The 14,586-nt window shown below is 66.7% G+C and carries 12 protein-coding genes; 9 read left to right on the top strand and 3 right to left on the bottom strand.

Annotated elements, in window-relative coordinates:
• Positions 1–17 precede the first annotated feature (17 nt).
• Positions 18–1,055 carry a DmpA family aminopeptidase gene (locus ACIPIA_RS02455; RefSeq protein WP_400506328.1) on the top strand — a complete coding sequence of 346 codons (1,038 nt, stop codon included), beginning with the start codon at positions 18–20 and terminating at the stop codon, positions 1,053–1,055.
• Between the two features lie 16 nt (positions 1,056–1,071).
• Here the strand turns inward: ACIPIA_RS02455 and ACIPIA_RS02450 are convergent, their stop codons facing one another.
• Both ACIPIA_RS02450 and ACIPIA_RS02445 read right to left on the bottom strand, forming a co-directional pair.
• Positions 1,072–2,322 carry an aminopeptidase gene (locus ACIPIA_RS02450; RefSeq protein ID WP_400506326.1) on the bottom strand — a complete coding sequence of 417 codons (1,251 nt, stop codon included), beginning with the start codon at positions 2,320–2,322 and terminating at the stop codon, positions 1,072–1,074.
• 108 nt (positions 2,323–2,430) lie between these two features.
• Positions 2,431–3,321 (bottom strand): GntR family transcriptional regulator, encoded by an 891-nt coding sequence (locus tag ACIPIA_RS02445; RefSeq protein WP_400506324.1) that lies wholly within the window; start codon positions 3,319–3,321, stop codon positions 2,431–2,433.
• A gap of 82 nt (positions 3,322–3,403) precedes the next feature.
• Here ACIPIA_RS02445 and ACIPIA_RS02440 point away from each other — a divergent pair, with 82 nt between their 5' ends.
• The 3 genes from ACIPIA_RS02440 to ACIPIA_RS02430 all read left to right on the top strand — a co-directional run bounded on the left by ACIPIA_RS02440 (position 3,404) and on the right by ACIPIA_RS02430 (position 7,874).
• On the top strand, positions 3,404–4,546 hold the full coding sequence (locus tag ACIPIA_RS02440) for a C45 family autoproteolytic acyltransferase/hydolase (RefSeq protein WP_400506322.1): 1,143 nt from the start codon (positions 3,404–3,406) through the stop codon (positions 4,544–4,546).
• Between the two features lie 139 nt (positions 4,547–4,685).
• Entirely contained in the window at positions 4,686–6,239 is a 1,554-nt protein-coding gene (locus ACIPIA_RS02435) for an ABC transporter substrate-binding protein (protein WP_400506320.1), read from the top strand.
• Between the two features lie 93 nt (positions 6,240–6,332).
• Positions 6,333–7,874: an ABC transporter substrate-binding protein gene (locus ACIPIA_RS02430; protein WP_400506318.1), complete on the top strand. Its 1,542-nt coding sequence runs from the start codon at positions 6,333–6,335 to the stop codon at positions 7,872–7,874.
• 18 nt (positions 7,875–7,892) lie between these two features.
• Here the strand turns inward: ACIPIA_RS02430 and ACIPIA_RS02425 are convergent, their stop codons facing one another.
• Complete coding sequence (locus ACIPIA_RS02425; protein ID WP_400506316.1) at positions 7,893–8,558, bottom strand: GntR family transcriptional regulator; 666 nt, start codon at positions 8,556–8,558, stop codon at positions 7,893–7,895.
• A 107-nt stretch (positions 8,559–8,665) separates the two neighbouring features.
• On the opposite strand from ACIPIA_RS02425, the gene ACIPIA_RS02420 reads away from it, so the two are divergent.
• From ACIPIA_RS02420 to ACIPIA_RS02400, 5 genes are all read left to right on the top strand, one after another.
• Positions 8,666–9,550 carry an alpha/beta hydrolase family protein gene (locus ACIPIA_RS02420; protein WP_400506315.1) on the top strand — a complete coding sequence of 295 codons (885 nt, stop codon included), beginning with the start codon at positions 8,666–8,668 and terminating at the stop codon, positions 9,548–9,550.
• A gap of 27 nt (positions 9,551–9,577) precedes the next feature.
• Positions 9,578–11,119 (top strand): ABC transporter substrate-binding protein, encoded by a 1,542-nt coding sequence (locus tag ACIPIA_RS02415; protein WP_400506313.1) that lies wholly within the window; start codon positions 9,578–9,580, stop codon positions 11,117–11,119.
• A gap of 60 nt (positions 11,120–11,179) precedes the next feature.
• On the top strand, positions 11,180–12,124 hold the full coding sequence (locus ACIPIA_RS02410) for an ABC transporter permease (protein ID WP_400506311.1): 945 nt from the start codon (positions 11,180–11,182) through the stop codon (positions 12,122–12,124).
• A 50-nt stretch (positions 12,125–12,174) separates the two neighbouring features.
• Positions 12,175–12,993: an ABC transporter permease gene (locus ACIPIA_RS02405; RefSeq protein ID WP_400506309.1), complete on the top strand. Its 819-nt coding sequence runs from the start codon at positions 12,175–12,177 to the stop codon at positions 12,991–12,993.
• Positions 12,990–14,586 (top strand): ABC transporter ATP-binding protein (locus ACIPIA_RS02400; RefSeq protein WP_400506307.1); only part of this gene is annotated, 1,597 nt, incomplete at its 3' end. The genes ACIPIA_RS02405 and ACIPIA_RS02400, both read left to right, overlap by 4 nt.

The following is a 14,586-nucleotide window of genomic DNA, read 5'->3' as shown; positions in this document are numbered from 1 at the left end:
CCATCGAGACCCGGCACATGACCCAACGCCTGCGCGATTTCGGCCTCTCCTGCGGCATCATGCGGCCGGGCCCGCTCAACGCCATCACCGACGTTCCCGGCGTGAAGCTCGGGCATTGCACCCTGCAGGAAGGCGACATCCGCACCGGCTTCACGGCGCTCCTGCCCCATGACGGCAATCTCTTCCGCCGCAAGGTGCGCGCAGCGGTCGACGTCATCAACGGCTTCGGCAAGAGCGCCGGACTCATGCAGCTCGCCGAACTCGGCCAGATCGAGACGCCGCTCCTGCTTGGAAACACGCTCGCTGTCGGCACCGGCTTCGACGCGCTGGTGACGCGGGCGCTGGCGGCCAACGCCGACATCGGCCGCGAAACCGGCACGGTCAACCCGCTCGTCCTCGAATGCAATGACGGCTATCTCTCCGACATCCGCGCCCGCGCACTGACGCAGGAGCATGCCTTCGCCGCGCTCGACGCCGCCGCCTCCGGCCCTGTTGCGGAAGGCGCGGTCGGTGCGGGCTCCGGGATGAGCGCCTTCGGCTTCAAGGGCGGCATCGGCACGGCGTCCCGACGCTTCGACCTCGACAGGTCCGGTCACACGCTCGGTGTGCTCGCGCTGGCGAATTTCGGGAATGCGGGCGATCTCGTTCTTCCCGATGGCCGCCGCCCCGCCCCGCCGAGCGCGCGGCCACAGGCCGAGCGCGGCTCCGTCATCCTCGTGATCGCCACCGACATTCCGCTGGAGTCACGCCAGCTTCAGCGCACCGCGCGCCGCGCCGGCGCCGGCCTCGCCCGGCTCGGCGCCTTCTGGGGCAATGGCAGCGGCGACATCGCCGTTGCCTTCAGCACGTCAGATCAGATCGAGCACGACCAGCGAGACGATCTCGTCCCGCTCCGGGCCCTCAACGAAAACCGGATTGACACACTCTTCCGAGCCGCGGCCGAGGCGACGCAGGAAGCCGTGCTCAACGCGATGGTTGCCGCCCCTGCCATGACCGGACGGGACGGGCATCATCGCCCCTCGCTGGGAGACTGGCTGCGGCAGAATCCGTCCTGAAGGTGGAATGCGCCTCTCAGGCCCACTCGCCCTTGCGGAACACCGGCACGCGACGCCCGTCTTCATGGACGCCGTCGATATCGACCTCGCCCGAGCCGATCATCCAGTCGATATGGATCAGGCTCTTGTTGCCGCCCTGTGCCGCGATCTGCTCCGGCGTGAGGCTGGCGCCGTCGACGAAGCACTTCGAATAGCACTGGCCGAGCGCGATGTGGCAGGAGGCGTTCTCGTCGAACAGCGTATTGTAGAACAGGATGCCGCTCCTCGAGATCGGCGAGGAATGCGGCACCAGCGCCACTTCGCCGAGCCGGCGCGCGCCTTCGTCGGTATCGAGCACCTTGTTCAGAACCGCCTCGCCCCGTGCCGCCTTGGCCTCGATGATCCGGCCACCCTCGAAGCGCACCTGGATGCCGTCGATCAGCGAGCCCTGATAGGAGAGCGGCTTGGTGCTCGAGACATGGCCCTCGACCCGCCGCGCATGCGGTGTGGTGAAGACCTCCTCGGTCGGGATGTTCGGGTTGCAGACGACGCCGTTCTTGGCCGGCGAGGCGCCGCCCTGCCAGTCATGGCCGTCGGCCAGCCCCACGGTGAGGTCGGTGCCCGGCCCGGTGAAGTGCAGCGCGGCGAAGCGCTGCCCGTTCAGCCAGTCGCGGCGGGCCCGGAGCGCAGCGTTATGCGCCGCCCAGGCGGCGACGGGATCAGTCTCGTTGATGCGCGACGCCGCGAAGATCGCCTCGGCCAGCTTGCCGACCGCGACCTCCTCGGCATCCTCGGGGAAGACCTGCATCGCCCAGGCCGCGCTCGGATAGGCCAGGATGTTCCAGTTGATGTCGAAGCCGGCGATCTTCTCCAGCGCCGGCTGATAGGCGACGGAGTTCGCCTTGCTGGCGCGGCCGACCTTGGCCGGGTCCTCGTTCGCCAGCAGCATCGGATTGTCGCCGACGACCGCGAGCCGCGCGGTATTGGCCGAGAAGGCCTTGGCGACGCCTTCGTACAGCCAGCCCGGCGCCTTGTCGAAGCTCGCCTCGGGTGCATAGCGATAGCGCGCGAGCGTGACCTCCTCGTCGGAGAGCATCGGGGTGACGATGCCGGCGCCGGCCTTGTAGGCGTGCTCGGCGATGCGCCTGACCAACGGCAGCGCCGCGACCGGCGCGGTCAGGAACAGATCCTGGCCCGGCTGAAGGTTGAGGCCGACGCGGATGGCGACCTCGGCCAGTTTGTCCAGCTTGGCGGCGTCGATCGTTTGGGGGCGCTGATGAATGGTCATGGCACTCGACTCGTCATTGACGGGATTTCGGTCATTGCTCGCCCAAATCGCCGTCAGGTCAACCACCCCGGCGGCAGGACAGCCATCCCATGACAGGGCGGGGCCAATTCACGCGGTCGTTTCAGCCTGCCTCGTGCCGAGCCTGAGCTTGCTCGCCCGCAGCAGATGGCTGCGCATCAGCGCCGAGGCCACCTCGTTCTCGCCGGCCTCCAGATGGCCGAGCATGGCGAGATGCTCGGTGCAGTTCACCTGCACGCGCTCGAAGCCAAGGCCCCAATCGTAGTTCGACAGGCGCCTGAGCTGGTTCTGGCGCCTCACCGCGGAATGGAAGTAGCGATTGCCGGTGGCCGCAGCCAGGCCCTCGTGAAAGGCGGCATTCATTTCATAGAAGGCGATGCTGGAGGATTCGCGCCACGGGCGTTCGAGGGCCTCGACATGCCGCGCCCGCATCTCGGCGATCCAGCCGGACTCGAGACGAAAGCCCGGCTCGAGCATGCACATCGGCTCGACCACCATCCGGAAACGATAGCTCTCGTCGCGCAGGCGCTTGTCGCGCGGCTCGTGCAGAAAGCGCCAGCCATAGCCGGGCTTGCGCTCGACCATGTCGAGATCGGCGAGGCGGGCGAGCAGCTTCTGCGCCTCCGGCCGGCCGAGTTCGTAGCGTCGCATCACCTCCAGCTCGGAGACCTCGTCCGGCAGGAGCCCGTTCTCGCGCTCATGCGCCAGTTTGACCATGGCGAGGTCGATCGCCTCCGGCGGGAGCCCGCCTTCGCTCGCAGCGGGCAGCTTCAGGATCTCGATGCCCTTGTTGAGATGGCGCCGGACGATGCCCTGCTCGGCGAGATGGTCGAGCGCCGCTCGCACCGGCGTGCGCGACACGCCCAGCCGGCGCGCCGTCGCGTTCTCGTTCAGCCAGGCACCTGCGTCGAGCGCATCGTCCCGCACCAGTTGCAGGATGCGCCCGGCGATCTCCTGCTGCAGCCGGGTCGGCGTGGTCATCGGAAAAACCTTGCTTGTTTTAGTTTGCAATGAAATACATTACAGATCGATGTTACGCCAGCATATCGGAAAGTTGCGCGCCATGGTCCAGCCCTGCCCCTTCGTCGACGTCTCGGGCTCGCCCTATGAACGCGGCCGCCAGCACGGAGCGGCCGTGCCGCAGCGTGTGAAGCGCTCGATCGAGCTCTATGGCGGCCAGCTGGGCGATCTCGGCTACGACGCCAAGGCGAAATCGGCGCTGATCGCCGAGTTCGCCAGCGAGATCGAGGCCTTCGGCGCCCACTACATCGAGGAGATGCGCGGCATCGCCGACGGCGCCGGCGTCGCCCTCGAAGACGTCATCATGATCAACGCCCGCACCGAAGTGATCGCCAAGGCGCGGATGATCAAGAACCGCCCCGTCGAGGTCACCGACGAGCATGATGACGGCTGCACCGGCGCCATCATCCTGCCCGAGCGCAGCGCCACCGGCGAGCTGATCCACGGCCAGAACTGGGACTGGCGCGCCGAATGCGCGGAAACGGCGATCGTGCTGCGCGTGCGCCGCGACGACGGCCCGGACTTCCTGACCTTCGTCGAGGCTGGCGGCCTCGCCCGCTGCGGCATGAACGCGGCCGGCATCTCGATCACCGCCAACTATCTCGAATGCGAGCGCGACTTCACCCAGACGGGCGTGCCGCTCGCCCTGATCCGCCGCAAGGTGCTGGAGCAGGAGCATCTCGCGTTCGCGATCAAGGCCGTGGCGGCGACGCCGAAGGCCTGCTCCAACAACATGATGCTCTCGACCGTGAAGGGCTTCGGCATCGACTTCGAATGCGCCCCGGACGAGGCCTTCCCGATCTATCCGGAAGACGGGATGATCGTTCACGCCAACCACTGGGTCGGCGAGGTCGCGCTGACCAAGGTCAAGAATACCAGCATCCCGCGGGTTCCGGAGAGCTTCTACCGCGACTGGCGGGTCAAGAAGCTGCTCGACGAAGCCGGACGGAAGCTGACCGTCGATGATCTCAAGGAAGCTCTCTTCGACGATTTCCTGTCGCCATACTCGGTCTGCCGCCCGGCCCGTCCGAACGAGGCCGGCAACCTCTCCGCTACCGTCGCGATGGTCATCATGCAGCCTGCCAAGGGCATCATGGAAGTCGCGCCGCTGCCCGCCGAGAACCGCGTGTTCACCCGCTACAGCCTGACCGAGGACCCGATCCTGCTCGCCGAAGCCGCCGAGTAATCCGGCAGGATAGCTTCAGGCGAAACGGTTGCCGCCTCGCCTGAGGAACATGCGTCAAAAAGGCCGGAGCCGCCCGCGCACGCGAAGATGCGCAGCGGCTCCGGTACCGCGTCACAACCAAACAAGAACGGGGAACACGATGCGCCGAACCACCTCCACCGCCCTCGCCGCCGTGTTGATGTGCGGCGGCCTGGTCCAGCTGGCCGAGGCCAGCACGCTCAAGATCCAGCTGCGCGCCGACATCCGCTCGATCAATCCGGGCGTCAATCGCGACGCCAACACCGACGGCGTCATCGTGCAGATGGTCGAAGGCCTCGTCGGCTATGGCGAGGACGCCTTGCCCAAGCCCTTGCTCGCCGAGAAGATCGACATCTCGCCGGACGGCAAGAGCTACACCTTCACGCTGCGCCAGGGCGTCAAGTTCCACAACGGCGCGCCGCTCACCGCAGCCGATGTGCTGTGGAGCTGGAGCCGTTACATGGACCCGAAGACGGACTGGCGCTGCCTGTCGGAATTCGACGGGCGCGGCCAGGTCAAGGTCGAGAACGTCACCTCGCCGGACGCGCGGACGGTCGTGTTCGCGCTCGACAAGCCCAGCGCGCTCTTCCTCTCCGCCCTCGCCCGCACCGATTGTGCCATGACCGGCATCATCCACAAGGATTCCGTCAAGGCGGATGGCTCATTCGACAAGCCGATCGGCACCGGCCCGTTCAAGTTCGCCGAATGGAAGCGCGGCGAATACATCAGGCTGGAGCGCTTCGCCGACTATGCCGCCCTGCCCGGCAAGATCGACGGACTGACAGGCGCCAAGAAGCCCCTCGTCGACGAGGTGCGCTTCCTTATCATCCCGGACAATGCGACCGCCAAGGCCGCCCTGCTGCGCGGCGACATCGACATCGTCCCCGACATCGCCAACACCGACATCGCCGAGCTGAAGAAGAACGACAAGGTCAAGACCTCCGTCGTCACCAGCATGGGCCTCGTCGGCCTGATCATCCAGACGCGCGACCCGCTGTTGCAGAACGTCAAGCTGCGCCAGGCGATCGCCGCCGCGATCGACTCCAAGGAGCTGGTCAACGCCGTCAGCGACGGCATCGGCACGCCGAACAACTCGATCGTCCCGGCGCTCTCGGCCTATTACGGCCCGGTCCAGAAGCAGGGCTGGAAGCACGACCCGGCCGTCGCGAAGAAACTGATCGCCGAAGCCGGCTACAAGGGCGAGAAGATCGTGATGCTCGCCAACAAGCGCTACCCCGAGAGCTTCGACGCCGCCGTCGTCGCGCAGCAGATGCTGCAGGCCGTCGGCATCAACGTCGAGATCGAGGTGCTGGAATGGGCGACGCAGCTCGACCGCTACAGCAAGGGCAATTACCAGATCCAGGCCTTCCCCTATTCCGGCCGCATGGACCCCGCGCTCAGCTACGAATCGATGACGGGGCCGAAGGACAAGCAGCCGCGCAAGCTCTGGGACAACCCCGAGGTCCAGGCCGAGCTCGACAAGTCGATGATCGTGACCGACCGCGCCGAGCGCCAGAAGATCTTCGACGGGATGCACCAGCGCTTCCTCGCCGAGGTGCCGATGGTGATGCTCTATAACGGCATCGTCGGCGGCGCGATGAGCGCCAAGACCAAGGGCTATGTCTCGACCGTGAGCTCGCTGCCGCGGGCCTGGGAAGTCACGGTCGGCGAATAGCGGCTCCGCCGCTCCATCTTCGGGATCTCCCGCGCTATCGCGGCGCGCCCCTCAAGGGCGCGTCCACACGGCAGAACAAGAAGGGGAACGAGAATGATCCGCATTTCGGCGTCCGCTTTCGCATTCGCGCTCATCGGCAGCGCGGCGCAGGGACAGACCATCAATGTCGCGCTGAATGCCGACATCCGCAGCACCAACCCCGGCGTCAACCGCGACGACAATACCGACGCCGTCGTGCTGCACATGGTCGAGGGCCTCGTCGGCTATCGCGAGAACGGTGCCGTCGCGCCGCTGCTGGCCGAGAAGGTCGACGTGTCCGCTGACGGACTGACCTACACCTTTCACCTGCGCAAGGGCGTGAAGTTCCACAACGGCGCCGAGATGACCTCGGCCGACGTGCTGTGGAGCTGGAACCGCTACATGGACGCGAAGACCGACTGGCGCTGCAAGGCGGAGTTCGATGGACGCCTCGGCCTCAAGGTCACGGATGCGACGGCCCCTGATGCCACGACCGTGGTGATGAAGCTCGAGAAGCCGAGCGCGCTCTTCCTCGACACGATGGCCCGCACCGACTGCGCCATGGTCGCGATCCTGCACAAGGATTCGGTCAAGGCCGATGGCAGCTGGGACAAGCCGATCGGCACCGGCCCGTTCCAGCTCGCCGACTGGCGCCGCGGCGAATTCGTCCTGCTGAAGCGCTTCGACGGCTATGTCTCGCCTGTCGGGGACAAGCGTGACGGCTATGTCGGCTCCAAGCGCCCGCAGGTCGCCGAGGTCAAGTTCCTCTCGATCGCGGATGGCGCGACCGTGAAAGCCGGCCTGATGTCGGGCGCGCTCGACGTCGCCGACGTGCCGGACGAGGACGTGCCGGAAATGAAGAAGAGCGGCCTGCAGGTGCTGACCGCGCCCAGCGCCACCAAGCACGGCATCCTGCTCCAGACACGCGACCCGCTGCTCGGCGATGTCCGCATGCGCCAGGCGATCGTCGCGGCGCTCGATCAGGACGAGATCGTCGGCGCGGTCTCGAACGGCCTCGGCAAGACCAACAACTCGGCCGTCTACATCACCTCGCCCTTCTATGACGAGGTCCAGAAGAAGCGCTACAGCCACGACCTCGCCCGCACGAAGAAGCTGCTGGCGGAGGCCGGCTACAAGGGCGAGACGATCAAGCTGATCGCCAACAAGCGTTCGACGGTGCCGAGCTACCCCGTCGCGATCATGGCGCAGGCGATGCTGCAGGCCGCCGGCATCAAGGCCGAGATCGAGATCCTGGAATGGGCGACGCAGCTCGACCGGTTCTCGAAGGGCAACTACCAGATGATGTCCTTCAGCTACTCGGCCCGCATCGACCCCGCCCAGAGCTACAACCAGTTCTCCGGGCCGAAGGACAAGCTGCCCTCGAAGGTCTGGGACAATGCGGAGGCCAACGCCCTGATCGAGAAGGCGACGCTGGTCAGCGAGGAGGCCGAGCGGAGGAAGATCTTCGACCAGCTCCATGTGATGATGCTGGCCGACGCGCCGCTGGTCTTCCTGTACAATCAGGTCGACACGGCCGTGGTCTCCAAGCGGCTGCAGGGCTTCGCGCCCTGGGTCGCCTCGAAGCCGCGGCTTTGGGAGGTCACGATCGGCAAGTAGTGCCGGAGGGTTGCGCGGTCAGCCCCGCTCCATGCCGGCCGGTGCCCGCGTGCCGCCGGTCCGGATATGCTCCGCGATCACCCCGGCGAGGCGCCGCGCATCCCCCGCCTTGAGGGCCTCGATCATCGCATAGTGCTCGCTGTCGCTGCGCAGCAGCGCGTCATGCGAGCTCCAGACCGTCATCTGCGTCCCGCGCTCGCGATCGCGCAGGCTCCAGATCATCTCCTCCAGCACGGCATTGCCGCAGAAGGAATAGAGCAGCTGATGGAAGGCGCGGTTGATCTCGCTCTGCTCGGTGCGGCTGCCGGTGAGCACCACGGCGGAAAACTGCGCCGCGACCTCGGTCAGGCGCGCGATGGCCGCCGCATCGATCCGCGCGGCAATGCCTTCCGCTGCCGCCGCCTCGAGAACGATCCGCGTCGCCTGGATCTCCTTGTAGGTCTTCATGTCGACCTCGGCGACACGATAGCCCCGGTTCGGGACATGCTCGATCGTCTTGCGCACGGCGAGCTCGTCGAGCGCGCTGCGCACGTCGAAGCGCGTCGCCTGGAAGCGCTCCTCGAGGTCGATCTGCCGCAGCCACTCGCCGGGCCGGAACATGCGCAGCCGGATCGCCTGCGCGATCTCGTTGGCGAGAATGGCCCGCCGCGTGCCGGCGTTTTCGCGTTTCCGCTGGGACGTCATGGAAGGCTCTCTAGCAGGATTCGGATAGCGCGACAGAAGTTGGTTGCGAAGCCAACCATAACATGCAACAAAATTGGCGCCAATAATTTCGCCAGAGGAGACGGGCATTGAGCGCCGTGGCAGAACAGACCCGCAAGCCGGAGAACGAAGCGGCAGCGCGCGCCAAGGCGCTCTACGAATACGGCCCGACCTCGATCTATTCGTCGAAGCACGATCCGCGCTTCCCCTATTGCCTCTATGTGCCGCCAAGCCTCGGCGAAGGCGGCGAGAAGCCCGAGCTGATCGTCGCGATGCATGGCACCGGCCGCGGCTTCACCGGCTATCGCGACGCCTTCTCCTCCTTTGCGCGCTGGAACAACTGCATCATCCTGGCGCCGCTCTTCCCGATCGGCGTGATGGGTGACGGCTACCGCGACGGCTTCAAGTACATGCGCGAGGGCAACCTCCGTTACGACCATGTGCTGCTCGCCATCGTCGCGGAGGTCTCGGAGCGCTACGGCATCGCCTTCGAGCGTTTTGGCCTGTTCGGCTATTCCGGCGGCGGGCATTTCGCCCATCGCTTCCTGATGCTGCAGCCGCACAAGCTCTGGGGCGTCTCGATCGGCGCACCCGGCTCGGTGACCCTGCTCGATCCGGCGCGTGACTGGTGGGTCGGCACCCGCAACTTCGCCGAGCTCTTCGGCCAGCCGCTCGACATCCCCGCGATGAAGCAGGTTGCGGTCCAGATGGTCGTCGGCGCCGCCGACCTCGAGACCTGGGAGATCACCCACAAGCCGGGTGGCCGCAACTGGATGCCGGACGCCAACCATGCCGGCGCCAACCGGCCGGAGCGGCTGGCGAGCCTGCGCGACAACTTCGCCCAGCACGGCATCGCGGCCCGCTTCGACCTCGTACCGAACACGCCGCATGACGGCGTCAAGGTCGTGCCGGTCGTCGAGGACTTCTTCGCCGGCGAGCTCCGCCGCATCCGCGCCGCCCGCAAGGCCGGCTGACGTCACAAAGACAACAGGGGAACCACCATGAAGCGCCTCCTTGTCTCAGTCGCAGCGCTCGCCCTTTCGGCGGGCGCCCTGCAGGCCCAGACCCTGACTGCCGTGCTCAATGCCGACATCCGGTCGACCAATCCCGGCGTGAACCGCGACGGCAACACCGACGCGGTCGTGCTCCACATGGTCGAGGGCCTCGTCGGCTATGCCGAGGACGGCTCGGTCGGCCCGCTGCTGGCCGAGAAGTTCGAGATCTCGCCCGACGGCAAGACCTATACCTTCGCCCTGCGCAAGGGCGTGAAGTTCCACAACGGCGCCACGATGACCTCGGCCGACGTGCTGTGGAGCTGGAACCGCTACATGGACCCGAAGACCGACTGGCGCTGCCTCTCCGATTTCGACGGGCGCAACGGCCTCAAGGTCGTCTCGGCGAAGGCCCCGGACGCCGATACCTTCGTCATGGAGATCAACGAGCCGAACGGGCTCTTCCTCGATTCGCTCGCCCGCGCGGATTGCGGCGGCACCGCCGTGATCCACAAGGATTCGGTCAAGGCCGACGGCAGCTGGGACAAGCCGATCGGCACCGGCCCGTTCATGCTCGGGGAGTGGAAGCGCAGCCAGTCGGTCCAGCTTCTCGCCTTCGACCAGTACACCTCGCCGAAGGGCGACAAGCGCGACGGCTATATCGGCTCGAAGCGCCCGCTGGTGAAGGAAGCGCGCTTCATGGTCATCCCCGATGCGGCGACGGTGAAGGCCGGCCTGCTCGCAGGCTCGCTCGACATGGCCCTGATGCCGGAATCGGACGTGCCCGATCTCAAGAACGCGCCCAATGTCGCGCTCGCTATCGCGCCGAACCCGGTCCGCCACAGCCTGATCATCCAGACGCGCGATCCGGTGCTGAAGAACCAGGCCCTGCGCCAGGCGATCGCCGCCGCGATCGACTTCCCCGAGCTCGTCGCCAATGTCTCGAACGGTCTCGGCAAGCCCAACAACTCGCCGGTCTACACGACCTCGAAATACTATGGCGACGTCGAGAAGCAGGGCTTCAAATACGATCCTGCTGCCGCCAAGGCGCTGCTGCAGAAAGCCGGCTACAAGGGCGAGAAGATCGTCATCCTCGCCAACAAGCGCTCCTCGGTGCCGAGCTTCAACACCGCGGTCATCGCCCAGGCGATGATGCAGGCGGCCGGCATCAATGCCGAGATCGAGGTGCTGGAATGGGCGACGCAGCTCGACCGCTACAACAAGGGCAACTACCAGATCCAGGCCTTCTCCTATTCGAGCCGCTTCGACCCGGCGCTCGGCTTCGAGCAGATCTCGGGCCCGAAGGACAAGCAGCCGCGCAAGGTCTGGGAAGATCCCGAGGCGCTCGACCTCATCCAGAAGTCGATGGTGGTCACCGACACGGCCGAACGGCAGAAGATCTTCAACGAGCTGCACAAGCGCTTCATCGAGCAGGTGCCGTCGATCTTCACCCATAACGACCTCGACATCATCGCCCATTCCAAGCGCGTGAGCGGGGTGACCCCGTGGGCCTCGCAGCTGCGGGTCTGGGAAGTGAGCGTCGCGAAGTAAGGCGCCGCCGCCGGTCCCGGCATCGCGCCGGCCCGGCAACAAGGCTTGGGAGGGCCTTTGATGTTCCGATTTGCGCTGACGCGGATCGCGATGGCATTGCCGACGCTGCTGATTGTGGCGGTGTCGGTGTTCGTCCTGATCCGCCTGATCCCGGGCGATCCGGCTCAGCTGATGCTGGGCGACCTGGCGACGCCGGCGAGTCTGGCCGATCTCAGGGCCCGGCTCGGGCTCGACCAGAGCCTTCCCGTCCAGTTCGGGATCTGGTTCGGCAACGTTCTGCATGGCGATTTCGGCCAGTCGATCTCGTCGCAGCAGGCGGTGCTGCCGCTGATCATGCAGCGCTTCTGGATCTCGGCGCAGATCGTGCTCGTCGCCGTGCTGCTGGCGAGCTTCGTCGCGGTGCCGGCCGGCGTTATCGCCGCCTGGAAGCAGGACACCCCGATCGATCTCGGCCTCGTCGCGACCGCGACCTTGCTGCTCTCGATCCCGACCTTCTGGCTCGGCCTGCTCCTGCTGCTGTTCTTCGGGCTCAAGCTCGAATGGCTGCCGGTCGTCGGCTATGTCTCGATCGCCGAGAACCCATGGGCCGGCATCCTCTACCTCGTCATGCCGATCATGACGCTTTTCCTGCACGAGATCGGCGTGATCCTGCGCATGGCCCGCGCCTCGACGCTGGAGGTGCTCCGACTCGACTACATCACCCATGCCCGCGCCAAGGGCCTTTCGGAAAGCGCCGTGCTCTGGCGCCACGCCTTCAAGAACGCCTTCGGCCCGACCTGGACCCTGATCGGCCTCGTGCTCGGCAACCTTCTCGGCGGCATCGCGGTTGTCGAGACGGTCTTCACCATCCCCGGCCTCGGGCGCCTGCTCGTCGATGCGATCTTCGCGCGCGACTATCCGGTGATCCAGGGCTGCATGCTCTTCGTCGCCTTCACCTATGTGCTGGTGAACCTCGTCATCGACCTCTGCTACCCGGTCTTCGATCCAAGGGTCACGGCACAATGAGCAGCGACGGCACCGTGAGCAGTGGCGGCACCATGAAGAGGGCCAGCCGCATGAAACTCCCCGCCCCCAATGCAATCGTCGGCGGCACGCTGATCGGCGTATTGCTCGCGACGGCATGCATCGGCGCGCTCTGGACGCCTTATGACCCGCTCAAGCTCTCCTTCCGCGAGAAGCTGGCGGCGCCCTCCGCGCTGCACTGGCTCGGTACCGACGAGTTCGGCCGCGACGTGCTCTCGCGTCTGATGGCGGGCGCCGCGACCTCGGTCTGGATCAGCATCCTGACGGTCACGCTCGCCGTCGTCATGGGCACGCTGATCGGGCTGTTCTCGGGCTATATGCGCGGCTGGACAGACCGCATCATCATGGCCTTCAACGATGCCCTCCTCGCCTTCCCGGGCATCCTGCTGGCGCTCGGCCTGCTCGCGGTCGTCGGCGCCAACAAATACGGCATCATCGTCGCTCTGGGCATCGCCTACACGCCCTCCGTCGCCCGCGTCGTGCGCGGCACGGTGCTCTCCCTGCGCGAGCGCGAATTCATTGCGGCCTCGCGCGTGATGGGCAACTCCGAAGCCTTCACCATGGCCCGTCACATCCTGCCGAACTGCATCGCGCCTCTGACCGTGCTGGCGACCTCGATGTTCGGCTATGTGCTGCTGGCCGAGAGCGCGCTCTCCTTCCTCGGCCTGGGCGTGCCGCCGCCGGCGCCGACCTGGGGCAACATGCTCGCGGGTTCGCGGCCCTATATCGGCCAGGCGGTGTGGCTCGGCATCTTCCCGGGCCTGTGCATCTCGCTGACGCTGCTCGGCATCAACCTGCTCGGCGACGCCGTGCGCGACAAGCTCGACCCGCGGATGAGGGGCTCGCGATGACCAGGACAGCCGCTCCTCTGCTCGATGTTGCCGGGTTGACGCTTAAGATCGGCTCGACCGGGCGCACCGTCGTGAACGACGTCTCCTTCCAGGTCTATCCCGGCGAAATCGTCGGCATCGTCGGCGAATCCGGCTCGGGCAAGACGCTGGCTGCCCGCGCGGTGATGGGCTTCATTCCGCCCGCGGTCGCGCTCACCTCCGGCACGATCCGCTTCGACGGGCAGGACGTGATGGCGATGTCGGGCAAGGATCTGCGCACGATGCGCGGCGCCAAGGTCGGCATGGTCTTCCAGGAGCCGATGACCTCGCTCAATCCGTCGATGCTGATCGGCCGTCAGCTCGACGAGGGGTTGGCGCTGCACCGCAAGCTCGATGCAGCCCAGCGCCGGGAGTTGATCCTCGACATGCTGCGGCGCGTCGGCCTGCGCGATCCCGAAGGGGCGCTCACCGCCTACCCGCACCAGTTCTCCGGCGGCATGCGCCAGCGCATCATGCTGGCCTCGGTGATGCTGCTGAAGCCGGCCCTGCTGCTGGCCGACGAGCCTACCACCGCGCTCGACGCCGTGGTCCAGCGAGACGTGATGGAGCTGATGGTCGACCTGACCCAGGCCAACGACACGGCCGTGCTGCTGATCTCGCATGATCTCGGCATGGTCGCGCGCTATTGCAGCCGCATCGTCGTGATGTGCCAGGGCGATGTGGTCGAGCAGGGCTTGAGCGACGACATCCTCGCCCGGCCGCAGCACCCCTATACCCGCAAGCTGCTCTCTGCGATGCCACACCGGCTGCCGGCGCGGGCGCTGGCCGAAGCGAAGACGCCGATCGTCGCGGTCCGCGACCTCGTCGTCGAATACCCCGGCCGTCAGGGTTTCTTCCGCAAGGAGCAGGCCAAGCGCGCCCTGCACGGCATCAGCCTCGACGTTCAGCCCGGCGAGGTCGTCGCCGTCGTCGGCGGCTCCGGCTCGGGCAAGACGACGCTCGGCCAGTCGATCGCCGGTCTCGTCAAGCCCGCAGGCGGCGAGATCCGCTTCAATGGCAAGCCGATCGCCCGTAGCGAGACGGCCTATTGGGACTACCGTCTCAACTGCCAGATGGTCTTCCAGGACCCATACTCCTCGCTGGATCCGCGCATGACCATCGGCCAGCTCGTCGCGGAGCCCCTGCGGCTGGTCCCGGACATGAGCCCGGCGCAGCGCAAGGCCCGCGTCGCGGAAGTGCTGGCCGAGGTGGGCCTCAAGGACGGCTTCGCCGAGCGCTATCCGCACGAGCTTTCCGGCGGCCAGCGCCAGCGCATCGCGATCGCCCGCGCCATCGTCCGCCGCCCGAGCTTCGTCATCGCCGACGAGCCTGTCTCGGCGCTCGACGTCACGGTGCGCGCGCAGGTGCTGGAGCTCTTCGACGAGCTGCAGAAGAAGCACGGCTTCTCCTGCCTGTTCATCAGCCACGATCTCGGCGTGGTCGAACAGGTCGCCGACCGGGTCATCGTCATGCAGGACGGCCGCATCGTCGAGGAAGGTCCGCGCGACGCCATCTTCGACAATCCGCAGCACGCCTACACCCGGAAGCTCCTCGCCGCCGTCCCGGGCCTCGAAG

This window comes from Allobosea sp. CER48 (genome assembly GCF_044752385.1).
Taxonomy (GTDB): Bacteria; Pseudomonadota; Alphaproteobacteria; order Rhizobiales; family Beijerinckiaceae; genus Allobosea.
Note: the sequence above shows the minus strand (reverse complement) of the source record. Positions and strands in the feature narration are given on the sequence as shown.

What these genes read in the sequence shown, in the direction of transcription:
- ACIPIA_RS02405 (WP_400506309.1), top strand. Translation starts at nt 12,175, where the DNA reads ATGAAACTCCCCGCCCCCAATGCAATCGTCGGCGGCACGCTGATCGGC.
- ACIPIA_RS02425 (WP_400506316.1), bottom strand. Translation starts at nt 8,558, where the DNA reads ATGACGTCCCAGCGGAAACGCGAAAACGCCGGCACGCGGCGGGCCATT.
- ACIPIA_RS02435 (WP_400506320.1), top strand. Translation starts at nt 4,686, where the DNA reads ATGCGCCGAACCACCTCCACCGCCCTCGCCGCCGTGTTGATGTGCGGC.
- ACIPIA_RS02455 (WP_400506328.1), top strand. Translation starts at nt 18, where the DNA reads ATGACCCAACGCCTGCGCGATTTCGGCCTCTCCTGCGGCATCATGCGG.
- ACIPIA_RS02450 (WP_400506326.1), bottom strand. Translation starts at nt 2,322, where the DNA reads ATGACCATTCATCAGCGCCCCCAAACGATCGACGCCGCCAAGCTGGAC.
- ACIPIA_RS02410 (WP_400506311.1), top strand. Translation starts at nt 11,180, where the DNA reads ATGTTCCGATTTGCGCTGACGCGGATCGCGATGGCATTGCCGACGCTG.
- ACIPIA_RS02445 (WP_400506324.1), bottom strand. Translation starts at nt 3,321, where the DNA reads ATGACCACGCCGACCCGGCTGCAGCAGGAGATCGCCGGGCGCATCCTG.
- ACIPIA_RS02440 (WP_400506322.1), top strand. Translation starts at nt 3,404, where the DNA reads ATGGTCCAGCCCTGCCCCTTCGTCGACGTCTCGGGCTCGCCCTATGAA.
- ACIPIA_RS02430 (WP_400506318.1), top strand. Translation starts at nt 6,333, where the DNA reads ATGATCCGCATTTCGGCGTCCGCTTTCGCATTCGCGCTCATCGGCAGC.
- ACIPIA_RS02415 (WP_400506313.1), top strand. Translation starts at nt 9,578, where the DNA reads ATGAAGCGCCTCCTTGTCTCAGTCGCAGCGCTCGCCCTTTCGGCGGGC.